The 22163-nt window shown below is 43.7% G+C and carries 19 protein-coding genes and 1 riboswitch; of the genes, 8 read left to right on the top strand and 11 right to left on the bottom strand.

All coding sequences use genetic code 11. From position 1 onward, the window contains the following. Nucleotides 1–27: 27 nt before the first annotated feature. A complete protein-coding gene (locus JMX13_RS06855; protein ID WP_227686240.1) occupies nucleotides 28–573 on the bottom strand; it encodes a type IV secretion protein Rhs in 546 nt (181 codons plus the stop codon). Nucleotides 574–838: 265 nt separating this feature from the next. Here JMX13_RS06855 and JMX13_RS06850 point away from each other — a divergent pair, with 265 nt between their 5' ends. Together JMX13_RS06850 and ribBA are read left to right on the top strand one after the other, a co-directional pair. Continuing rightward, complete coding sequence (locus JMX13_RS06850) at nucleotides 839–2128, top strand: replication-associated recombination protein A (protein ID WP_201611409.1); 1290 nt, start codon at nucleotides 839–841, stop codon at nucleotides 2126–2128. Between the two features lie 282 nt (nucleotides 2129–2410). After that, nucleotides 2411–3523, top strand: a complete 1113-nt coding sequence (gene ribBA, locus JMX13_RS06845) for a bifunctional 3,4-dihydroxy-2-butanone-4-phosphate synthase/GTP cyclohydrolase II (RefSeq protein ID WP_201611407.1) — start codon at nucleotides 2411–2413, stop codon at nucleotides 3521–3523. Between the two features lie 148 nt (nucleotides 3524–3671). Here ribBA and JMX13_RS06840 read toward each other — a convergent pair whose 3' ends face one another. The 6 genes from JMX13_RS06840 to JMX13_RS06815 all read right to left on the bottom strand — a co-directional run bounded on the left by JMX13_RS06840 (nucleotide 3672) and on the right by JMX13_RS06815 (nucleotide 9694). Further along, a complete protein-coding gene (locus JMX13_RS06840; protein WP_201611405.1) occupies nucleotides 3672–4163 on the bottom strand; it encodes an acyl-CoA thioesterase in 492 nt (163 codons plus the stop codon). A 47-nt stretch (nucleotides 4164–4210) separates the two neighbouring features. After that, a complete protein-coding gene (locus JMX13_RS06835; RefSeq protein ID WP_201611403.1) occupies nucleotides 4211–5158 on the bottom strand; it encodes a hypothetical protein in 948 nt (315 codons plus the stop codon). A gap of 77 nt (nucleotides 5159–5235) precedes the next feature. After that, entirely contained in the window at nucleotides 5236–6219 is a 984-nt protein-coding gene (locus JMX13_RS06830) for a uroporphyrinogen-III synthase (RefSeq protein ID WP_201611401.1), read from the bottom strand. 114 nt (nucleotides 6220–6333) lie between these two features. Further along, nucleotides 6334–7371 carry a hydroxymethylbilane synthase gene (hemC, locus tag JMX13_RS06825; RefSeq protein ID WP_201611399.1) on the bottom strand — a complete coding sequence of 346 codons (1038 nt, stop codon included), beginning with the start codon at nucleotides 7369–7371 and terminating at the stop codon, nucleotides 6334–6336. 274 nt (nucleotides 7372–7645) lie between these two features. Further along, nucleotides 7646–8383 carry a LytR/AlgR family response regulator transcription factor gene (locus tag JMX13_RS06820; RefSeq protein ID WP_201611390.1) on the bottom strand — a complete coding sequence of 246 codons (738 nt, stop codon included), beginning with the start codon at nucleotides 8381–8383 and terminating at the stop codon, nucleotides 7646–7648. A 264-nt stretch (nucleotides 8384–8647) separates the two neighbouring features. Continuing rightward, the gene (locus tag JMX13_RS06815; RefSeq protein ID WP_227686239.1) at nucleotides 8648–9694 is read right to left on the bottom strand and encodes a sensor histidine kinase; all 1047 of its coding nucleotides are present in this window, start codon (nucleotides 9692–9694) and stop codon (nucleotides 8648–8650) included. Nucleotides 9695–9912: 218 nt separating this feature from the next. Between JMX13_RS06815 and argH the strand changes: the two genes are divergently transcribed. The 3 genes from argH to thiC all read left to right on the top strand — a co-directional run bounded on the left by argH (nucleotide 9913) and on the right by thiC (nucleotide 14299). After that, complete coding sequence (argH, locus tag JMX13_RS06810) at nucleotides 9913–11286, top strand: argininosuccinate lyase (protein ID WP_201611488.1); 1374 nt, start codon at nucleotides 9913–9915, stop codon at nucleotides 11284–11286. Nucleotides 11287–11431: 145 nt separating this feature from the next. Continuing rightward, entirely contained in the window at nucleotides 11432–11722 is a 291-nt protein-coding gene (locus JMX13_RS06805) for an oxidative damage protection protein (RefSeq protein WP_201545221.1), read from the top strand. 133 nt (nucleotides 11723–11855) lie between these two features. Continuing rightward, a riboswitch (TPP riboswitch) is annotated at nucleotides 11856–11980 on the top strand. A gap of 273 nt (nucleotides 11981–12253) precedes the next feature. Next, nucleotides 12254–14299, top strand: coding sequence for a phosphomethylpyrimidine synthase ThiC (gene thiC / locus JMX13_RS06800; RefSeq protein ID WP_201611486.1), 2046 nt, complete (start codon nucleotides 12254–12256; stop codon nucleotides 14297–14299). A 126-nt stretch (nucleotides 14300–14425) separates the two neighbouring features. On the opposite strand, the gene JMX13_RS06795 is transcribed toward thiC, so the two are convergent. Next, the gene (locus JMX13_RS06795) at nucleotides 14426–15322 is read right to left on the bottom strand and encodes a fructose bisphosphate aldolase (RefSeq protein WP_201611386.1); all 897 of its coding nucleotides are present in this window, start codon (nucleotides 15320–15322) and stop codon (nucleotides 14426–14428) included. A 156-nt stretch (nucleotides 15323–15478) separates the two neighbouring features. Next, nucleotides 15479–16327 (bottom strand): EamA/RhaT family transporter, encoded by an 849-nt coding sequence (locus JMX13_RS06790; protein WP_201611377.1) that lies wholly within the window; start codon nucleotides 16325–16327, stop codon nucleotides 15479–15481. A 430-nt stretch (nucleotides 16328–16757) separates the two neighbouring features. Here JMX13_RS06790 and JMX13_RS06785 point away from each other — a divergent pair, with 430 nt between their 5' ends. From JMX13_RS06785 to JMX13_RS06775, 3 genes are all read left to right on the top strand, one after another. Further along, the gene (locus JMX13_RS06785; protein WP_201611375.1) at nucleotides 16758–18695 is read left to right on the top strand and encodes an ABC transporter ATP-binding protein; all 1938 of its coding nucleotides are present in this window, start codon (nucleotides 16758–16760) and stop codon (nucleotides 18693–18695) included. 81 nt (nucleotides 18696–18776) lie between these two features. Further along, a complete protein-coding gene (locus tag JMX13_RS06780) occupies nucleotides 18777–19667 on the top strand; it encodes an alpha/beta fold hydrolase (protein ID WP_201611373.1) in 891 nt (296 codons plus the stop codon). A 17-nt stretch (nucleotides 19668–19684) separates the two neighbouring features. Next, nucleotides 19685–20302: an alpha-ketoglutarate-dependent dioxygenase AlkB family protein gene (locus JMX13_RS06775; protein WP_201611371.1), complete on the top strand. Its 618-nt coding sequence runs from the start codon at nucleotides 19685–19687 to the stop codon at nucleotides 20300–20302. An 11-nt stretch (nucleotides 20303–20313) separates the two neighbouring features. Here the strand turns inward: JMX13_RS06775 and JMX13_RS06770 are convergent, their stop codons facing one another. Both JMX13_RS06770 and JMX13_RS06765 read right to left on the bottom strand, forming a co-directional pair. Then, nucleotides 20314–21309 carry an NADP-dependent oxidoreductase gene (locus tag JMX13_RS06770; RefSeq protein ID WP_201611369.1) on the bottom strand — a complete coding sequence of 332 codons (996 nt, stop codon included), beginning with the start codon at nucleotides 21307–21309 and terminating at the stop codon, nucleotides 20314–20316. 60 nt (nucleotides 21310–21369) lie between these two features. After that, nucleotides 21370–22128 (bottom strand): endonuclease/exonuclease/phosphatase family protein, encoded by a 759-nt coding sequence (locus tag JMX13_RS06765; protein WP_201545208.1) that lies wholly within the window; start codon nucleotides 22126–22128, stop codon nucleotides 21370–21372. Nucleotides 22129–22163 lie beyond the last annotated feature (35 nt).

The following is a 22163-nucleotide window of genomic DNA, read 5'->3' as shown; positions in this document are numbered from 1 at the left end:
TATAAATATTTAAGCATAATAGAAAGGTTAAACTTTAAACGAACTGTGATTGTCATGGCTATGATGATTAGTATCAAGCTTTTGCGCCTTTAAAAATGGAATGCAAGCTTCAAAATCCCGACAGTCATGACCATGATGACGACGGACAAAATAGTCTTGTACCATACGTGCCTGCTGCTCAATGCCATAGTTAAAAAAAGACTTACCTGCTTCAAGTACATAATCATAACGACGATTTATGATAGCGCCGCGTACGACTTTAAGACCGTGCTGCAACTGCCAAACGTGGGTCAATTCATGGATAAGCCAGCTTTGCTTACCCAAGGAACATTGGCTAAAATCTGTGACCCAGTCAGCCGGATGGAAATAAATATTGCCATTAGGGCTAACAGCGTAATATTTTAAAACCCACCATGCGGTTTTAAGCTGCACGCTATCAAGCTTGAGGCTGTCACCAAATACTGAGCGTGCCAAAGCTATCTCTCCATCAGTCAGATGACGTGATTGTTGCTTTGAGCCTCTAGCAGCTATAGAGCGCTTAAATAAACGCTTAAAAGTCGACTGCAACCTCATTACTGTCTTACCTTATATACAAAAATTGAGCGTTTAGAATATTATTCTATAAGTACGATTCTTTATAGAACTATTAAGCCTTTAATAGGGATAAAAACTTAAAAAATAAAGTAGCTAAGACATAAGTTGTACACTTAGTTGACTTCTATTAACGTAAATCTGCGTTAGCCTAGCTAGAATATATATTCTTTTTTAACATCAAGCTTAAAATAAAGACTTTACCCCATAAAAATTAAAAGCTATTTAATTGATAATAGAGACCTTTATGCCACCGAATTTTCATGCCGATACCCCTCTTGCTCAGCGTATGCGCCCTGCGACCCTTGATGCTATTATTGGTCAAGAGCACCTGTTAGCAGCGGGTGCACCGTTACGGCGCTTGGTCGAGCAAGGGCATCTGCCGTCGATTATTTTGCATGGCGAAGCGGGCATCGGTAAAACCACCATAGCGATGCTATTAGCTGATGCCGTAGGACGACCCTTTCATGCGCTATCAGCATTAAACACTGGCGTTAAGCAATTACGTGAGGTGTTAGATAGTAAGGATTCGTTAAGCTTCGAGTCGCCTGTGGTATTTATTGATGAGATTCACCGTTTTAATAAAGCCCAGCAAGATGCGTTACTTGGGGCAGTAGAGTCAGGTGATATTACTTTAATTGGCGCGACGACTGAAAATCCGTCATTTAGTGTGAATAACGCGCTGTTATCCCGCTGCCAAGTTTATCGTCTAGAGCCGCTAACGCCTGAGCAAATCAGTGCGGTATTACAGCGTGCACTTTTAGAAGATAACATTCTGAAAAATTTGACGGTTGATTTGCAGGCGCAACAGACGATTAGCCAATTAGCGCATGGTGATGCTAGAAAAGCGCTCAATTTATTAGAGCTTGCTATTCAGACGGCGGATATGAAGCATTCACCATTAATTATCGATGATGAATTGGTCGCCCGTGTCGCTCAGACCGCGCTCGTACGCTACGATAAAGATGGCGAGCAGCATTACGATATTATATCTGCCATGATAAAATCCGTACGCGGCTCAGACCCAGATGCGGCACTTTATTGGATGGCGAGGATGTTGATTGGAGGTGAGCCTGCTGATTTTATTGCGCGTCGCTTAGTAATTTTGGCCAGTGAAGATATTGGCAATGCCAACCCTAATGCCCTACTCCTTGCTGATGCCGCTTTGCGTAGTGTGCAATCTATCGGTATGCCAGAAGCGCGCATTATCTTAGGGCAAGTGGTGGTGTATCTTGCGACCAGCGCCAAAAGCAACAGTACTTATAAAGCCATTAATGCGGCGATGGCACTCGCTGAGAAAGACGCCTCACCTGTGCCGCTGCATTTGCGTAATGGCGTGACCAAATTGATGCGTAATCAAGGCTATGGTCAAGGCTACGCATATCCGCACGATTATCCCAACCACTATTACCCACAAAGCTATTTGCCCGATAATTTAATCGGGACAAGTTTTTATAAATTTGCTGACAATCAGCGCGAGCAACACAGCAAACAATTTATGGACTGGCTAAAGAGTCAAGCGGCCAGTAACAATTAAGATTATAGGTTTGCATCATTGATAATACTTATTACTATTTTTAACCTATTAATTGACAGATTGTCAAGATGAGGCAGCACGCTGGGGTGAAAAACGTTAAAATGACCTCATAACAATATATAAGCCAATTGAGTAGGTCATTTTTATAGCATATGGCTCTAACTAAGGCAGGTTTTGCTTTAGCACAGCAGCGATTGGATCAATCTACTGCTACAATAGGCAGATAAACATTTATATCCCGAATTAAACCTATCTACACATAATAAAATATTGAGACTTCCTATGAGTTTAAATACGATTCCTGAGATTATCGAAGATATTCGTGCTGGAAAAATGGTCATCTTAATGGATGACGAAGATCGCGAAAACGAAGGCGATATCATTATGGCAGCGACCCACGTGCGCCCTGATGATATTAACTTTATGATTACCCATGCGCGTGGTTTGGTTTGTTTGACCTTGTCAGAAGCACGCTGTCAGCAGCTGGCACTGCCACTGATGTCAGACCGCAACGAGGCAAAATTTAGCACCAACTTTACCGTTTCTATTGAAGCGGCTGAAGGCGTCACGACAGGTATTTCTGCCGCTGACCGTGCGCGTACTATTCAAGCAGCTGTTTCTTCTTCAGCAAAACCAGAAGATATCGTCCAGCCTGGGCATATTTTCCCGATTATGGCTCAAAATGGTGGCGTCCTGCATCGTGCCGGTCATACCGAAGCTGGTTGTGATTTGGCTCGCCTAGCAGGTTTGGAGCCAGCAGCAGTTATCGTTGAAATCATCAATGATGACGGGACGATGGCACGTCGTGATGATCTAGAAATATTTGCCAAAGAGCATGGTCTGAAGATTGGTACGATTGCTGACCTGATTAACTACCGCATTGCCAATGAGCAAACGGTCGAAGAAATTGAATCACATCCGTTTGAGACAGAATATGGTACTTTTACTCTGCATCGTTTCCGCGAGTTTGGTGCTGACGAAACTCATTTGGCTTTAGTAAAAGGTGATGTAGGCGAAGGCGTCAGTACCGTTCGTGTTCATGGCTTCCATCCATTACGTGACTTATTTGCGGCGAAAAATGATGCAACTGGTCGTAGCGGCTGGAGTGTACGTTCAGCGCTAGAAGAAATACAAGATTCAGAACGTGGGGTACTGGTTTGGATTGGCAACCATCAACCGATTGATTTAGGAGATGCGCTTGATAAAGCTGCTGAAAATCAATCAATCTCAACCATTGCTCAGCAGCCGTATCGCAGCATTGGGGTTGGCGCACAGATTTTACGCCATTTAGGGGTTCGTGATATGCGCTTACTATCATCACCGATGAAGTTTTATGCCTTGTCAGGCTTTGATTTGAACGTTGTTGATTTTGTTCACGCACCTAAGCAAAAATAAAGACTAATAGTAAAATTAAGCAGTAGAAAGAGGACAAGAAAGGCACGCTAATATATTAGCGTGCCTTTCTTAATGGTTTTTTATTAATGAGTTTTATCTTATCAGTATCATTCTAGCAGTATTTATAACTTAATAAATAAACTCTCTTTTAAAGTTCGGGCGTATGACCGACTGTTTTTTCCAGCCCCAACAAGCGTTCACGCTCTTCAAATGTCCATGGCAACTTAGTTTTGCCATCGCTCTCTAAACGAACAATAACTGCATCAGCAGTAGCGACCACAGCTTGCTGAGCGGTGCTATAGTAGCTATATTCGATTACTATGCTGGTATTACCCAAACGCTGACAACGCACGCCTAATAATAAAGTATCGGGATAAATCACAGGACGTAGATATTGGCAGCTTGACTGCGCTAAGACCGTGACCATGCTGCCATCAAACATGCCGAGCGCCTGCAAATAGCCAATCCGTGCTGACTCCGCGTAACGATAAAAAACCACATTATTTAGATGGTTAAAAGCATCCATCTCACCCCAATGAATTGGCTGATGATGAATAATTGGATAGTGCGCTAACTCGTCAGGGTGAACGTTACCTGAACTTTCATTACTTAATGCTGTATTGTTCTCAAAACTATTCATCACTGCCTTTCTCTTATTTTTATCTTATAGAATTTTGAAAACTATCACTAACGCTTAGGCTTATCCAAAATTTGCGTGGTTAATAATGGCGTTGGTTTTGGCGCATTGGCAATCAATCGATCCAACCAGTCGATAACCTCAGTAATGTCATTCGGAGAGGATTTGGTTTGCGCCTTATCTTTATTAGCGGTTATGCTGTTCGTTGCTGGAGAGTTTTTATTATTGGTAGAGGGTTCTGATAATGATGACTGTGGCTCTAAGGTTTGTAGCTGCTTACGTGCTTGGCGCAAATAGCCAACCAACTGCTCTTTTTCACGCATATTGCTGGCTTGACTGGCTAAATTCAACGTCATAATCACTTCATGAATCACAAGCTGTCTGCGCGTTAAATTTACATTGTTATCGGTGCTATTAGTTTGACCAACCGTATTAGTTAGACGTTCATAACTGTGTAAAAACTCTTGGATATTTTGAATGGCTAAGCTTTGTAGCTGCCACGGACTCGGCTGCGAGCTTCTTGCCTGCAAACGTTCAATATCCTTTACCAAGCTTTGTTTAATGACCACGGTCAGTGCGGGGGCAATTTCATTACTGCTTTGGGACAGCTGCCAATGTAGGCCGCGCAATAACTCAATCGCTGCACTCTCGTTATTGTCTCCCAATAATCTATCAGCCGCTTGTATTTGAATACGCAATAAATCCAGCTGGTTTTGAGCTTGGCTACTGGCGGCAGCGCGAGGTGCTGGCAAGGTTTGCTGACTCATGGCAAAGATACGATCGTCCATCTCATTGAGACGGCTGACCATTTGCTCGTTGCTTTGCAAACGTTCATTCACATTGCGCTCGAAACGCTGTTGATTGATAAAAAACCACAGTAAAGCAGCGATAAGCAATAAAATCACCAGCCATTGCAAGCGTACCAAAAACATATTTGCTTGCCGGCGCTGCTGGATAGCAGAAGGTTCCTTAGATAATGATTCAGTATTAATGGACATAAGGCAGCACCGTTGGTGATTGATAATTTTTTAAGCAAATATAAAATAAATAGAGTAAGAAAAATGTGTTTTCTTGCTTACATTAAATCTACTATGGGTGAATTAATGGCTGCAAGAATTGTTGTTGGCGCCAAATCCTCCACCCGCCAATAGCTTAGTTGCTGACGCGCGACCATATTTGCTAAGCGCTCGCCTAATACCACATACGCAAAATTGGTGAGTTTTAATTGTGAACTCGCCATTTTGCCTTTATTGGACTCTAAATCCTTGGTTGCCACTGCCTTAACAACGGTTTCCCAGTTCTCAAATGCCGTGCCACTACTGACAATCACGATGGGCTTTGGCTGTGCTACTGAAGTTGTCTGCTGCAAAGACTGCTGCGCAAGGAATTGCGTTTGCCACTCTTCATACTGCGCCATAGCATCACTAGGCATTTTGCGCTCATACCAAGCGATGCTATCGATATGCACGCCGCGCGCCTGTAACGTATCAACCAATAAGCGCCGCCCACCGAGCCCGCGCCATACCAACAGCTTATCGCCTGCTTGCAGACTTTCAATTTCAGGCATGGCTAACATACCTTCGTTATTGGCAATTAACGGCTGCAATACTTGATAACTTGATGCATCCAATTTTGCATCATCTAACACTGCCGCAGTCGCTTCTCCGACCGCTATCAAATGGCTTGGGGCTTTTAAAGCTTTAAGCTCCGTCTCTTTTTGCGCGCTAGCATTTTCGCAAGATTTTTGAGCTTGGCGCTCATCCTCAAGCACCTGCCAAACAGCCAACCCTGAGGCGGCGGCTGTCGGACTGACAATAACGAGTGCTTGATAATCACCTGCAAACCATTGGCGCATCAACCCCATATCTTGCTCGGTAGTTGCGCGCGATTCTAGTGTCAACATCGGCATATCAATCACCGACATTCCTGCCGCTTGTAAATGCTGTGTCAGCGGTGCCGCACGCTCGATTGGGCGCGCATTGATGACCACTTGCGGCAGCAATGCTGGCTTATCAATAAATTGATTGGAATCAGTAGAATTCGGTGATGACCAAGACATAAACATACCGTGACAAAAAGCTTAGGAAGAAAGGAAGCTTAATCATAGAGTCATATAAGTAACAACGCTATGATTAAGATGGCAATAATAGTTAAATATTATTAAATATAGCTGCTATCTAGGATTATAAATGGCCGATAAAATATCACCAGCACCAATGGCTAGTAGCATCTCAGCAACTTCAATACCTAGCTGGTTGGCTTGCGCTTCTTGCTCAGCTTGGCTACCCGTTAAGGTCAAGCTTTTATCAGCTTTGAGTACCTCACTACCATCTTCTTGACCGACGCGACCGCGTAGCCACAAGGTATCACCTGCATCATTATTGCCATTTTGGCCATTGTTTTTGCTACTGCTATCTTTGTCTGTATCAGCCATTTGTAACACCGCATAAGCCGCAATCGGTACTTGGCAGCCACCTTGTAAATGACGGTTCAATGCGCGCTCAGCGATAAGGCGGATACGAGCTTTGTCATCATTTAATGGCGCTAATAATTTTAAAACTTCATCATCACCTTCACGGCATTCAATCGCCAGTGCGCCTTGTCCAACCGCTGGCAAGCAAATATCAATATCCAACTCGCTACGAATGCGTTCATCAAGCTCAATCCGCTGCAAACCACTGGTGGCCAAAATAATGGCATCGTACTCGCCCGCATCGAGCTTCCCTAAGCGCGTACCAACGTTGCCACGTAGAGTTTTGATCTGTAAATCGGGACGATAAGCTTTAATTTGGCATTGGCGACGTAAGCTTGCGGTACCGACCACCGCGCCTTGCGGCAATTCATCGATACTATGATAAGTATTAGAAACGAAAGCATCAGTTGGCGAGGCACGTTTACAGTAGACGCCCAACGTCAAGCCTTCTGGTAACTCCATCGGCACGTCTTTTAAAGAATGCACCGCAATATCTGCCTGCCTGTCATATAACGCTTGTTCAAGCTCCTTAACGAACAAACCTTTGCCGCCAATTTTAGCCAGCGGCGTATCCAAAATCTTATCCCCTTTAGTGACAATTTTTAGCAGATTAATCGTCAGCTCAGGATAAAGCGCCAACAGGCGGTCACGAATATGCTCAGCTTGCCATAATGCCAATGGGCTTTGGCGCGTGGCGATATTTAAGGTAGTCAAAGCAGGTGGCTGCGTGGTGCTCATAAAAGGCCTCAATAAGTTCGATACTAGAATGTCAGTGCTTAATAATAATGCAAATCTGGCACCCAAGACGGGCGCTACAAACGATTTATAAAAAAGAAGAATACAAAAAAATACCCCTATTTAAGCATAAATAAGGGTTTGATGATATGGCATGATTATTTCAACAGATTGCAGCGCTTGCTGCTTAATACTTTATAGCCACGTAGTTTCGAAGCTAAATGGCTTTGAAGTTAAATACGTCTAGAGCTCAATGGTTTTAAAGTTCAATAGAAAGCTACATGCTTTGAATCTTTTCACGTAGTGCCGGTAGATGGCGACGACTCACCGCTAGGGTTTCATCAATCCCTTTAAAATGCAGCTGGAACTGTCCTGCATCTAAGGTTTCTAAAAAGTCTAAATACTTGATATTAATAATGGCGTTGCGATGCACCCGAAACAATCTGCCCTCAAACTCTTGCTCAAGCTCTTTTAAAGTATCATCGATAAGGACAATGCCATCTCTATGGCGAACTTTGACGTACTTTTGATCCGCGGTAAAATAATAGATGTCTTTGAGTTCAATTAGCTCAACACCGCGATGGGTACGCGCTACTATATGTTCGCGAACTGGACGGGCAGTCGGATTCTCAAGTTTACGAATCCCATTTAATTGCGCGGCATTGAGATTGGTGGCTTTATGCAATGATTCTAGCAGCTCGTCTTTATTAGCTGGCTTTAACAAATAACCGATGGCATTGGCTTTTAGTGCCGCTATCGCATAATGGTCATAAGCTGTTACAAATATAATAGCTGGTGGATGTTTCAGCTTCGCAAGCTCTTGGGCACACTCTACCCCGTCCATCTCGGGCATACGAATATCGAGCAATATGATGTCTGGCTGCTGAGATTTTACGGCAATAATCGCCTCGATGCCTGTCTTTGCTTGGGCAACTACCTCATGACCTGATTCTTGGACAATCCTAACTAAACGTTCACGGGCTAATGGCTCATCATCACAAACTACAATCCGCATGCAAACTCCTTTATAAGTGCATACTTAGAAATCTCTTAATATATTCATAACATATCAGTATTTACAACGTATTAATTAGCGAAAATGGCTCTCTACTTAAGTTATAAACTAAGTGTCTAACTTGTGCAAGCCGCCAATCTATCTTGAGCGTTTAAATGTTTATTGTGACCAACACAACTAAGCGGTGCAATAAATATGCCACGTTAACAGTTAGTATTAACGGTTGACGATTAACCACCAAATGAAACGCTTTTAAAGAAAGAATTATAAACTGACATCTTGTAGCGGGTAATGAATAATAGTAAGAATTTGTTTACTCGTAATACTACTTTGGATATCGGCACTTTCGCCAAAATAAGCACGCAGGCGTTCGGCCTGAATATAAAAATCCATGTGTTGACGCAAGTCGTGGTTAATCATTAAGGTTTTTTTAGGCAGCTGCACGCTAATCGCAATTTCGACGCGATGCTGCAGCCAAGTAACTTTAATATCGATATAAATGGTTTCGGTGGTCATCTCAACCACGTTAAGCAGCATTTTTTCAATCACGCTTTGCAGCGTTAGCGCGGTAATGACCATGTCATACATCACATCTTCGTCAGGTAGCTGCCAGCTTATGACCAATTTATCTGCCAAGCGAATAGATTCAATGGCCAAATAATGCTCGCAAAGGGCAATCTCTTCCTCAAAACTAATCTCACGCGCCCCATTAAAACTGGCACGAAATAACGCTGAAACGTGCTGCAGTAAATCAGCAGCGCGAACTGGGTCAGATTCAATCAGTGACATTAACGTATTGATGGTATTAAAAAAGAAATGCGGTGCCAGACGGGCTTTTAACACATCGTTTTGGGCGCGCAGTTTTTGCTCAAACGATTGTTTAAGCGCATTCATCTCACGGTAGCGCCGTAAAAAAATCAGTAAAGCGGCAACCGTAAAGCCCGCGCTAATGACGACATTAAAAACAACCGTTGAGATAAACACGGGAATACTATAAGCAAACCAACCACAATTTATCATAATCAACAGGACTAACATCATGGTCACTGCGGTAGCACTCGTTAAGATGAGCAGCACATACATGCTGGCCCTTGATACGCTTAAACGCTTAAAGATAGGGCGCAGATAATCTATCAGATAAAAAGAAGGTAGTAAGGTTAAACTGGTCTGGATAAACCTCGCTATAAATTTGATGATAAATTGGGATTCATTGGCCACACTATGGCGATCCACTATAGCCACAAACAGCGACCAAAAAAAGATTGCCAACAGCCATTGCCAAGGCTTCATAATTTCCATGAGCTTGGGCATAAAAAACTCTAAGCGCTCCGCTAGTAAGGCAACCTCATCATTTGCTATACTTGAGTTCTTATTCTCTTGACTTGTCTTGTACCGATATGAACGCCAACTCTTCAAATATTAGTAATCCCGATTCAAATAAAAATCCAGCTGTTTCTGATTCTAGCACAGAAGCTTCTCTAACAAATACTGCTGCAGCGCACAGCCCTACAAGTAGTCAGGGACAGCAGATGTGGGGTGGTCGCTTTAGTGAGGCGACGGACAGTTTTGTCGCCGCCTTTACTGCTTCTGTCGGTTTTGACCAGCGCTTTGCCCGTCATGATATTCAAGGCTCGATTGCGCACGCCACCATGCTTAAAGAGTGTGGTATCTTAAGCGCTGACGACGTTGCGACCATTATCGATGGCTTACAGCAAGTGTTACGTGAGATTGAAGCGGGCGAGTTTAACTGGTCTATTGCGTTAGAGGACGTACACATGAACGTCGAATCACGCCTGACAGATATTGTCGGCGCGGTAGGTAAAAAACTGCATACTGGCCGTAGCCGTAACGATCAGGTTGCAACCGATATTCGTCTGTGGTTGCGTGAAGAAACGGATAATATCATCGCGCTATTGGTACGTTTGCAGAGCGGCTTGCTCGATTTGGCTGAGCAGCATACGGACACGATTATGCCAGGTTTTACCCATTTGCAAACCGCGCAGCCCGTGAGCTTTGGTCATCACGTAATGGCATGGTTTGAGATGTTATACCGCGATACAGAGCGTCTTGTCGATGCCCGTCGCCGTATCAATCAGATGCCGCTTGGTAGTGCCGCCCTTGCTGGCACGACCTTCCCAATCGATCGTAATATCACTGCCAAATTGCTAGGTTTTGAAGGTATTTGCCAAAACTCTTTAGACGCCGTATCAGACCGAGATTTTGCCATTGAGTTTACCTCAGCGGCCTCTATTTTAATGATGCATATGTCACGCATGAGCGAAGAGATTATCCTGTGGATGTCTGCACAATTTAACTTTGTGCAGATTCCAGATCGTTTTTGTACTGGCTCATCTATTATGCCGCAAAAGAAAAACCCTGATGTACCAGAACTGGTACGCGGTAAAGCGGCGCGTGTCTTTGGCCAATTGATGACATTATTAAGCCTGATGAAAAGTCAGCCGCTTGCTTATAATAAAGACAACCAAGAAGACAAAGAGCCGCTATTTGATTGCGTCGATACCTTAACGGGTTCGCTATTAGCATTTGCTGATATGCTACCGAACATCACGCCAAATAAAGAAAATATGCGCGCTGCTACCATGAAAGGCTATGCAACAGCGACTGATTTGGCTGATTACTTAGTACGCAATGGCGTTGCATTCCGTGATGCTCATGAAGTCGTTGGCAATGCCGTCGCTTTAGGTATTAAAGAAGGCGTTGATCTAAGCGACTTGTCTTTAGCGCAATTGCAGCAATTTAGCGATGCGATTGGTGATGATGTCTTTGAGTATCTAACGCTAGAAGGCTCGTTAGCAGCGCGTGACCATTTAGGTGGCACCGCGCCAAATCAAGTGAAAAAAGCGATTAGCCGTGGTCGTAATCGCTTGGAAGTATTTGCTTAACAACCGCTTAATAACAGTAGATTGCTACCATTAAAAATGCCCGCCATTGTTGCGGGTGTTTTTTTGAGCAGAATCAGGTACAGTATTAGGCAATCTCATTTATCCTTAGCATCATTAAAAAATCATTATAAATCAGGAGTCATTCATGACCGAAACTTTTAACCCACAAGCTAATACCGTTTTTTGCCGCAAATATAAACAAGAATTACCAAAAATGCCGCATCCGCCTTTTCCTAATAAAAAAGGTCAAGAGCTGCAAGAAACCGTCTCTGATAAAGCTTGGAAAGAGTGGCTTGAGCAGCAAACCATGCTGATTAATGAAAACCATCTAAGCATGCTAGACCCAGAAGCCAAAAAGTTCTTAACCGAACAACGTGATAAATTCTTAGATAACGAAGACTATGAGCGTGCGCAGGGCTGGACACCAGAAAAATAATATTGATAACGATTATCGTGGATTAGAAAGACAGTATTTAACTCAAAAGTACCACGATTGCATCTCAACTAACAAACGGCAAATGACTAGGCAGCACCCTTATAGTTTGTTAGTATGAGACTGATTTACAACACTGACAGACTCGGGGTGCGGTGTATGACAAGCTTACTTTATAAGCTTTTTAATACATTCGCTGAGAGATCACCCGCCGAACCTGATGCGGTTAGTACCGACGCAGGGAAGTCTTAAGCCTATGTTACAACTGTACAAAGGGCGCGCAGAAATGCCTTTTTATTATCGCCGACAGCTTATCTTTGACAGCGTTTTTACGCTGCTGTACGGCAATCAATAAAAAGTTGCGCCTACCAACCATCTAAAAAACTGTATTAGATTGAGTTTCAATGAAATTTTAATTTGATAGCAGTGCAGGCGTTTGATGATTGAATTTGTCCGTATTGCATAGTCTTGCCCCGCAGCTACTGGCGGTGTTGCTTTTATTCAAAAACCAACACGCTAGGACAGCATATGAACATGACACCAACCACATCGACTCCTGTTACTAAAACTTCTGACAAAAAAGCCGACGCGCTAAAGACGCCTGCCCACCGTACGGCAAATGATGCGCGTTTTGAAGAAGACGCCCGCGACTTACATCGTGTACTACCCGCTTCTAGAAAAGTCTATATCGAAGGCTCTAGACCCGATATTCAAGTGCCGATGCGTGAGATTAGCCTAGCAGACACCCCTGTTGGCGGTGCTGGCGCTAATGAAGGCGAGCACAATCCCCCATTTTATGTCTATGACACCTCAGGCGTTTATACCGATCCCAATGTCGACATTGACTTGACCAAAGGTTTGCCTAAATTGCGTGAAGGTTGGATAGCTGAGCGCGGTGATACTGAACAGTTAGATGGTTTATCAAGTTCTTACGGACAAGCTCGCGCCCGCGACATCAGTACCGCTAACTTAAGATTTGCTCATATTGATAAGCCGCACCGCGCGAAAGAAGGCAAAAATATCACACAAATGTATTATGCGCGCCGCGGTATTATTACCCCTGAGATGGAGTATATCGCTATTCGTGAAACGCAAAAGCAGCATAAGCTGACCGATATGCGCCAACACGAAGGCGAAAGCTTTGGTGCCAATACGCCGAAAATTATCACTCCTGAATTTGTGCGTGATGAAGTGGCTGCTGGACGCGCAATTATCCCAAATAACATCAATCATCCTGAATCCGAACCGATGATTATTGGCCGCAATTTCTTAGTAAAAATCAATGCCAATATTGGGAATTCAGCACTCGGCTCTTCTATCGATGAAGAAGTATCAAAGATGACATGGGCAACGCGTTGGGGTGCGGATACCATTATGGATTTATCCACGGGTAATCATATCCATGAAACCCGTGAATGGTTGATTCGTAACTCGCCAGTACCAATCGGTACGGTACCGATTTATCAAGCGCTTGAAAAAGTCAATGGCGTCGCAGAAGACCTAACTTGGGAGATATTCCGCGATACGCTTATCGAGCAAGCCGAACAAGGCGTCGATTACTTTACTATTCACGCCGGTGTACTATTACGTTATGTACCGCTCACTGCTGAGCGCTTGACGGGTATCGTCTCACGTGGCGGCTCTATCATGGCGCAGTGGTGTCTCGCTCATCATAAAGAAAGCTTTTTATACACCCACTTTGAAGATATCTGCGAAATTATGAAGCAGTATGATGTGGCGTTTAGTCTAGGTGATGGTCTGCGCCCTGGTTGTTTACAAGATGCTAATGACGAAGCACAATTCGGCGAGCTACGTACACTTGGTGAGCTAACAAAAGTCGCTTGGAAGCATGATGTACAAGTGATGATTGAAGGCCCTGGGCACGTAGCGATGAACCGCATTAAAGAAAACATGGACTTGCAACTGGAGCTATGTGCCGACGCACCTTTTTATACCTTGGGTCCTTTAACCACCGATATCGCCCCCGGTTATGACCATATCACCAGTGCTATTGGTGCCGCAATGATTGGCTGGTTCGGTACTGCTATGCTTTGTTATGTCACGCCAAAAGAGCATCTCGGTTTGCCCAATAAAAAGGATGTCAAAGACGGCATCATTACGTATAAGATAGCTGCTCACGCTGCTGACCTTGCTAAGGGTCATCCAGGTGCGCAGGCACGTGATAATGCCTTATCCAAGGCCCGTTTTGAGTTCCGCTGGGATGATCAGTTTAATCTGGCACTTGACCCTGATACCGCGCGTGAATATCATGATGAGACCCTACCAAAAGACGCGCACAAATCGGCACACTTTTGCTCAATGTGTGGACCAAAGTTTTGCTCCATGAAAATCACCCAAAACGTGCGTGAATATGCCGCGGGATTGGATAAAGATGCCGCTAATAAACAAGTCACGCCGCAAGCGGGCGATTTAACCCATGCAGGTCATCTGATTAAAGAAGTGGATACTAAGCTTGTCGGTCAAGTGGGTGAGGCCAGTCTCGATGAGATTCATAAAGGTATGGCAGAGATGACTGAAAAATATCATAGGGAAGGACGTCGGTTATATAAAGAGGTCTGACCGCTCAGCATTACCCTTCATCTTTAGCTCACAAAAAAGCGCTACTCATGAGTAGCGCTTTTTTTATGAACGAATAACTGATGGCAATAACTGATGGCAATAACAGATGACGTTTAACAGACTGTATTAAATCTTCGATGCCTCATAAATCTCTTCAATAGAAGCGTTAATAGTCGCAGCAAATTCTTCATCGCTCTGTTGCTTACTCAAGCCTTCAGTAAAGGCACGTGAGAAACTGGCAATCATACCAGGGTTTTGTTTAAGCTTTTCACAGGCATCATGACGACTATAACCACCCGATAGTGCCACCACTTTTAATACTTTAGGATGATCGATAAGTTCTTGATAGAAGCCTTCTTCTTCTGGCAAGGTCAGTTTTAGCATCACTTGCTGGTCGTTGTTTAAACGCTCAAGATTGTGCAAAATACTGGTTTTAAGAATGATTTCGCAGTCATGTTTTTTGCTACTGTTGATATCTACTTCAGGTTCAACGATAGGCATCAAACCTTTGGAGATAATCTGCTTTGCCACATCAAACTGCTGCTGCACCACAAGCTCAATACCATCGACACTTGGCTCGTAAATCACTGAGCGCATCTTGGTGCCAAATACCGGATAGTTTTTTGCTTTATCTAATAACAAGTCTAAATTTGATATCGGGCGCATCACTTGCACACCATTCATGTGCTCAGCCAAACCCTTATCTACTTTTAAGAACGGTACGATATTTTTATCTTCCCATAGATAGTTAGCCGTCGGCTTGCCATTAACCTCGCGCTCCATGGTATCTTCAAATAAAATCGCCCCAAGCACACGCTCATTATCAAAAGCATTACAAGTCATGATACGCGCGCGCATCTCATGTACTAGGTCAAACATCGCTTCATCATTATCATTATCATAAGCATCGCCGCTAACGCCGTAATTTTCTAGCGCTTTTGGCGTGCTGCCACCGCTTTGATCAAGGGCAGCGATAAAACCTGAACCATTTTTTATACGCTGTAATTGTTTTTCGTATTCCATTGAGTAGTTATCCTATCCTAATTAATAAGAGTCAAACATTATTATAATAAATCAGCTCGCAGCTAACATGATCTTGACTATAAATAACCTTAACATAGGATATGCCGTGTGCCTATCGTTGATCAGTTAAAATTTTACTAATTTAAATGCTCGAAGTTAAGCCAAAAATAATACCGCCACACAGCAAACTGCCAATAATAAACCGACGATATTGATACGGTTAAGCGACTCTTTAAACACGCCGACGCCTATCAACGTTGCCACCGCAATCACACCGACATTCATACCCGTAAAGACGATACTGGGCGACTCAGACAATACTTGATGGGCACGCACATAAGCATAAATATTGCCCATATTTAGCGCCCCAAGTAATAGCCCTGCGCTAAGTGCATTAACCTGCCAGCGTACGCGCGTGATGAGTAAGTAAACGAGCAGCAGCAAACCTGCCAACCCAAACGTCACAAACAAGGTTAAAGGAAAGGCCGCGCCTTGCTTGGCAACTTGTTTAAACAAGATATCAATAACGCCATAGCCTAGCCAAACGCCAAATAACCACAGCGGCGTCTGCTTTGCTTGGGTATTTATGAGCCCGTGTTGCGGACGATAGACCAAAGCGCCGAGTGCTAAGAACCCTAAGGCTAGCCCAAGTATGCGTGTGCCTGTCAGTACTTCGCCGAATAGTAAAAAAGCGGCAACTATAGGAATTATAAGCGATAAGCGCTGGGCGGCATCGGTTGCGACCATACCGACCGATTCAATCGCGCGCCCAAGAATAATAAACACCGCCGGCAATAACACCCCAAGCGCAATAATGATGCCCCATGCATGCCCAAGTGCGCCAATGTTACTAACACCTGGTTTTAATAACACCCAAGTCAGTAAAAATGCCACAGGATATCCTGCCACGATGGTTTGGCGAATATCGATATTTTTTTGGCGCAATATTTTTAAAAGTACGGAAACAGCGACGCTACATAGCACCGCTATCATTAGATACATCATTAACGTCATCCTTGTTAAATTACACTATGGCGGGTCTATTATGGACATTTCACACTGCTATCAGTATTACCTTTATCTTATATTCTGTTACTTCTTAGGCCTTAAATGGTTTTGCTGTCCACGTTGCTAAATACAACGAAATCATAGAATGTAACAAAGTATTTCTTATGCGGCAATCTATTTATCTTACAGGTGATTTAATTTTGGTTATTTATTACTGATAAGGTCATAAAGGATTGGTGAAACTACCCATGCAGTGAGTAAGCTAGAGTTGAGTATAAGCGATACTCTTCAGCTTACAATTAGCATGCAGCCATTAAAGCGAAGTTTGTTAAAATAACAGCCAATCCTAATCACAAAAGTAAAGATTCAAGAAAGTACGTTATCGTACTTATCTTGGCGTACTGCTATTGATGCTTTATCACTGCCTATGAATGCTCTATTTCGTTTTTTCGAAACTCGATTGCCCGCCTTTCCTGATACGCCTATGCCGCTGCCATCCCCAAGTGATGGCATGCTAAAGTTTTTGTGGGCCTGTACCAAAGGTCTACGTGGTTGGCTATTGCTGTTTATGATTTTGTCTGCCGGTATCGGCATCTATGAGGCCATGCTATTTGCGTGGATTGGAAATATTGTCGATTGGCTTGGCGTTTATACCCCGCAAAATCTGTGGACAGAAAAAGGCGATATGCTGCTATTGATGCTAGCCGTGATGATTGTCAGTCCACTCTGGATTGCCTTTTCATCGTTTATTCATTTTCAAACCTTGCAAGGCGTTTTTCCTATGCAAATGCGCTGGCGTTTTCATCAGCGCATGCTTGGGCAATCGATGCAGTTTTATCAAGATGAATTTTCTGGTCGCGTTTCTGCTAAGGTGATGCAAACGGCATTGGCGGTGCGTGATACCGTGATGACGGTCACTGACATGTTTATGTATGTCGCTGTCTACTTTATTACTACCGGCGTGATTTTATTTAATTTAGACAGCTTGTTATTAATCCCATTTATCGCTTGGTTTGTCTTAGTTTGGCTGGCGATGTGGTACTTTATCCCTAAACTAAAACAAACGGCGATTGTACAAGCCGATGCCCGCGCTTTGATGACGGGACGTATAACCGACGCTTACGCCAATATCATGACCGTTAAGCTATTTAGTCATTCGCGCCGTGAGCTTGGTTATGCCAAAAACGCTATGGGACAATTTTTGGGTACTGTCCATGCACAGATGCGCTGGGTCAGTTATTTAGAAGTCTCGACCCATTTAATTAGTGTCATTTTGGTCAGCTCGACAGCCGGTATCAGCCTCTATTTATGGCAGCAAGGCGCAATTGGGGTTGGGGCAATTGCCGCCGCGACGGCGATGGCACTGCGTTTAAACGGTCTCACGCAATGGATTATGTGGCAAACCGCCAGCTTGTTTGAAAGTATCGGTACCGTCCAAGACGGCATGCGCACTTTATCGGCACCGCAAACCATCGTTGATAAACCAAACGCGCCCGCACTCACAGTCACTGATGGTCGTATTGTCTTTGATCATGTTGATTTTAGTTATGAGAGCGAAGACGATGATACAGGATTAAATACGCATAAATTAGCCAAACGTCTTGATAATGTTACTGAGGATAGTATTGATTATGCTGCGGGAACCTCATACGCCAACCTACTAGATAATTTTTACTTAGATATCAAACCGGGTGAAAAAATTGGTCTGGTTGGGCGTTCGGGTGCGGGTAAATCCACCTTGGTCAATTTACTTCTGCGCTTTTTTGATGTTGATAAAGGTAAAGTCTATATCGATGGGCAAGCGATTGATGAAGTGACCCAAGAGTCTTTACGTCAGCAAATCGGTATGGTCACCCAAGATACCTCTTTATTACATCGTACCGTCCGTGAAAACATCGCCTACGGTCGTCCTGACGCAACCGATGAGGAAATCATTACGGCTGCCAAGCAAGCCCAAGCATGGGACTTTATCGAAGGCTTGTATGATGATAAAGGCAATACCGGTCTTGATACCCAAGTCGGCGAGCGCGGCGTTAAGCTCTCTGGCGGTCAACGTCAGCGCATCGCTATCTCACGCGTCATGCTCAAAAATGCGCCGATTTTGTTATTGGATGAGGCGACCAGTGCGCTTGATTCTGAGATTGAGTTTGCCATTACCGAAAGCTTAAACGACATTATGACTGGCAAAACCGTTATTGCGATTGCCCATAGATTATCGACCATTGCTGCGCTTGATAGACTGGTGGTCATGGATAAAGGTCATATCATTGAGCAAGGCAGTCATGATGAGTTATTGGCGTTAAATGGCGTTTATGCCCGTTTATGGCATCGTCAAAGTGGTGGCTTCTTGGGCGAAGACAGCTAATAACAATTCAATGATAAAAGTTAATACTAGAATTTAATAATAAAGGTTCAAAAGAAATCATCACAAGGAAGTGTTATTTTTATGGAAGTATTTACCAAGCGTATCGATATCGATGGCAAACAAGCACGCTATTATGACTTACAGCAGCTCAATCTGTCAAAAAAATCAGGCCTTCCTAAACGCCAGTCTGCCCATTTTTATGGCGGCAATAGTTTTACCGTTGGTACTTATGCACCTTTATTAAATGCGCTGGCCACTAGCTTTGACTTATCTGCGTTGGCGCTACGTGGCTACTGGTATGACAAACCACAAGCGCCGCGCCTGACCCGCGAACAAGATGCCGATATACTTATTAAGTTTTTAGAAAAAACTCAAGATGCTCCTATCGTGGGTATTGGACATTCGCAAGGCGCAACTGCTACCGCCATGGCAGCTGTCAAACGCCCTGACTTGTTCTCACAGCTATACCTTATCGAGCCTGTGACCTTTACTAAAAAGCAAGCGACCCTTTATAACATGCTGCCGCGTCAATTTTTGCTAAGCCGTGAGCCGTTTAAAAGCACCCTGACTAAACAAGCTACTTGGGTAAGCGTCGATGATTACTACAAGAGCTTACGCGCGCAACGGGCTTATAAGCGTATCAGCAATGAACACTTACGAGTGTTTGCTGAGCAAAGCTTGGCTGCCAATAATGAGGGAAGCTATAGCTTGATGTTCGCCCCCGAGCAAGAGCTTGCTAACTATTTTGGTGCGCCTCATATCGATGCTGCACTAAAAAAACTTAGCTGTCCTTATACCCTTATCACAGGCAAACCGACTTTATTTATCAATGATAAAGTACGCAAACAATGGCAAAAATTTGTCCCTGATGGCAGTGTTATCTCCTTGCCAGATTACGGTCATCTATTACCGATGGAAGCGCCTGAATTATGTGCGCAGATTATCAATGAACATTATAAAAACAGTAAATAAGCTGAGCGATGTGAGCTATGACTGACCTTTTTGCGCCCACGCCGACTGATAACTTATTGCCTTACGATGGCAAAGTAAATGATTTAGGTATCGTTATCGATTATCCGAGCGCCTTATATTATGCCTTGTTAACAACGCTGCCTTGGCAATCTGATATCGTTACCTTATTTGGCAAGACGCATATCACGACTCGCCAAATAGTATGGATGGGCGATAGTGATGCCAGTTATCAATATTCCGGGCACACACGTCAAGCGATTTCATGGACAGATTCAGTGTTTCATGTGAAACATCATGTCGAGCAGCAATTATTAAAAATCGGTATCCATGCTAACTTTAATTCTTGTTTGCTTAATTACTATCCATCTGGCGATGAGGGTATGGGCTATCATGCGGATGATGAAAAAGAGCTTGGCGATCAGCCTATTATCGCCTCCTTGTCACTTGGTGCCACGCGAAAATTTGTTTTTAGGCATAAAAAAACTCAAGACAAAGTTGAGCTTTATCTTGAGTCCGGTCAGCTTATCGTCATGCATGGCGATACGCAAAAATATTGGAAGCATAGCATCACTAAAACCAAAACAGTCGATGAAGGGCGTATCAGCCTAACCTTTAGACAAATGGCATTAAATTAATTAAGTTTGGCTTAGCTTGTTCTTAGTACAATCTTACCAAAGGTATCGCCTTTTTCTAGCTCGCGGTGTGCAGCCACTACTTCAGACAATGGATAGGTCTGCTGAATTTGCAGAGTCAACTTGCCATCGGCAACAAGCTGTAAAACCCGTGCCATATCTTCCCCACTACGCTGCGCTTTATAACCTGCCACCTTTAAGTTCTTCTCGCTACCCGCTGCTTGCAGTTTATCAACCCAAATCGTTGGTAAGACATTGACGCGGCCACCAGACTTGATGACGCTTAGCGCGCTTACACCCGCATCATCACCGACCAAGTCCAGTAGCACATCGGCTTGTAAGTCACGAAAAGTATCATCTTTGGTATAATCAATCCAACCTGCCAGCTTACTTTTATCTATTAAATCGTCAAGTTTGGCATATTTCTCGGGTGAGCAAATAACGGTTACTTTTACATTATCTTGCGTCACTTTATCCATCAATAGCTGAATGGCTAAATGCCCAACGCCGCCGGCTGGCGCATTGATAACAACATGCTCACCGTTTTTAATATCAGAAAACTCGACAAATTGCAGCGCCGTTTGTCCAATACAAGGTAGTGCGCCTGCTTGCTCTAATGTCAGCGCCTGAGGAATTTTTGCCAGTAGATTAGCATCGACCGCAACATACTCTGCATAACCGCCACCGTCAAAGGTCAGTGCCGCGACTTGCTCACCGATTGCAAACTTATCACTATTACTTTTAACGACGATACCAGCAACATCACAGCCTAAAATAGCAGGCTCGTTTTTATTAAATTTATCTTTTTGAATCGCCTCAGCGCCCCAACCTTTACCTTGACGGGTTTTGTAATCGACGGGATTGATGCCGGCATAAGCGATTTTTACTAATACTTGGTTATCCGTTAATTTAGGAATAGCCACACCGTCTTGATATATCATGACTTCAGGTTCGCCAAACTCGCGTATTAGTACGGCGTGTTGTGTCGTTGGTAGTTGTTTATCAGACATGACTTATCATCCTTGTATTATTCTAATATCTATTCTTTGGTTAATTTTTTATTTATTAATTTATAGCAATGCCAACTCTGCACTAAGTGGCAAATGATCTGACAGCGTTGACCAAGGCTTGCCAGTATGTACCCAAGCATCTTTTACCCTTAGATTGCGCACATAGATACGGTCTAAACTCAGCACAGGTAGCTTTGCGGGGAAAGTTGGCAGTAATTTGCCATGGCAATGTTTAAAGGCTTCGGTCATGCCTAAGCTCGATGCAAGTCTGTCACAAGACATTTTTTTCCAGTCATTAAAGTCACCCGCCAAAATCAGTGGCTGGTCGGGCCCAATCTCATTACGCACATAATTGGAGATGGCTTCGTATTGCTTGATGCGGTCGCGCTCGAAGAGGTTTAAATGAGCACATAACACCACTACCGGCATCTCCCAACCTAGCGGCTGCACTTCACAGTGCAAGACACCGCGCTGCTCAAGCTTATTAACGGTGATATTGACGTTATGCTTTGGATCTAGCGGAAAGCGACTCAGCACCGCATTGCCATGATGACCATTTTCATACTCTGAGTTTTTACCGTAGCTATTTTGCAATTGTAGATACTCCCCAAACCATTCATGCTGAGATTGGTCAGGGTATTCGTTATATTGCATATTGCGCTTGAGGTTTTGACCCTGCACTTCTTGTAGACAAAGTATGTCTGAGCCAATGATATCAAGCGCTTGAGCGATACCCTGTATCTTGACTTGGCGATTCATCGGCGACATGCCTTTATGAATGTTGTAGCTGGTTAAAACAAAAGAGGTGGTATTAGTCATAAATTTATCAGTTATAAACTCAGTATTTATAGAAT

Source organism: Psychrobacter immobilis, from assembly GCF_904846285.1.
GTDB classification, from domain to species: domain Bacteria; phylum Pseudomonadota; class Gammaproteobacteria; order Pseudomonadales; family Moraxellaceae; genus Psychrobacter; species Psychrobacter immobilis_D.
Note: the sequence above shows the minus strand (reverse complement) of the source record. Positions and strands in the feature narration are given on the sequence as shown.

What these genes read in the sequence shown, in the direction of transcription:
- JMX13_RS06855 (WP_227686240.1), bottom strand. Translation starts at nt 573, where the DNA reads ATGAGGTTGCAGTCGACTTTTAAGCGTTTATTTAAGCGCTCTATAGCT.
- JMX13_RS06785 (WP_201611375.1), top strand. Translation starts at nt 16,758, where the DNA reads ATGAATGCTCTATTTCGTTTTTTCGAAACTCGATTGCCCGCCTTTCCT.
- thiC (WP_201611486.1), top strand. Translation starts at nt 12,254, where the DNA reads ATGACACCAACCACATCGACTCCTGTTACTAAAACTTCTGACAAAAAA.
- JMX13_RS06815 (WP_227686239.1), bottom strand. Translation starts at nt 9,694, where the DNA reads ATGCCCAAGCTCATGGAAATTATGAAGCCTTGGCAATGGCTGTTGGCA.
- JMX13_RS06850 (WP_201611409.1), top strand. Translation starts at nt 839, where the DNA reads ATGCCACCGAATTTTCATGCCGATACCCCTCTTGCTCAGCGTATGCGC.
- JMX13_RS06805 (WP_201545221.1), top strand. Translation starts at nt 11,432, where the DNA reads ATGACCGAAACTTTTAACCCACAAGCTAATACCGTTTTTTGCCGCAAA.
- argH (WP_201611488.1), top strand. Translation starts at nt 9,913, where the DNA reads ATGTGGGGTGGTCGCTTTAGTGAGGCGACGGACAGTTTTGTCGCCGCC.
- hemC (WP_201611399.1), bottom strand. Translation starts at nt 7,371, where the DNA reads ATGAGCACCACGCAGCCACCTGCTTTGACTACCTTAAATATCGCCACG.
- JMX13_RS06765 (WP_201545208.1), bottom strand. Translation starts at nt 22,128, where the DNA reads ATGACTAATACCACCTCTTTTGTTTTAACCAGCTACAACATTCATAAA.
- JMX13_RS06835 (WP_201611403.1), bottom strand. Translation starts at nt 5,158, where the DNA reads ATGTCCATTAATACTGAATCATTATCTAAGGAACCTTCTGCTATCCAG.
- JMX13_RS06790 (WP_201611377.1), bottom strand. Translation starts at nt 16,327, where the DNA reads ATGATGTATCTAATGATAGCGGTGCTATGTAGCGTCGCTGTTTCCGTA.
- ribBA (WP_201611407.1), top strand. Translation starts at nt 2,411, where the DNA reads ATGAGTTTAAATACGATTCCTGAGATTATCGAAGATATTCGTGCTGGA.
- JMX13_RS06820 (WP_201611390.1), bottom strand. Translation starts at nt 8,383, where the DNA reads ATGCGGATTGTAGTTTGTGATGATGAGCCATTAGCCCGTGAACGTTTA.
- JMX13_RS06830 (WP_201611401.1), bottom strand. Translation starts at nt 6,219, where the DNA reads ATGTCTTGGTCATCACCGAATTCTACTGATTCCAATCAATTTATTGAT.
- JMX13_RS06780 (WP_201611373.1), top strand. Translation starts at nt 18,777, where the DNA reads ATGGAAGTATTTACCAAGCGTATCGATATCGATGGCAAACAAGCACGC.
- JMX13_RS06840 (WP_201611405.1), bottom strand. Translation starts at nt 4,163, where the DNA reads ATGAATAGTTTTGAGAACAATACAGCATTAAGTAATGAAAGTTCAGGT.
- JMX13_RS06775 (WP_201611371.1), top strand. Translation starts at nt 19,685, where the DNA reads ATGACTGACCTTTTTGCGCCCACGCCGACTGATAACTTATTGCCTTAC.
- JMX13_RS06770 (WP_201611369.1), bottom strand. Translation starts at nt 21,309, where the DNA reads ATGTCTGATAAACAACTACCAACGACACAACACGCCGTACTAATACGC.
- JMX13_RS06795 (WP_201611386.1), bottom strand. Translation starts at nt 15,322, where the DNA reads ATGGAATACGAAAAACAATTACAGCGTATAAAAAATGGTTCAGGTTTT.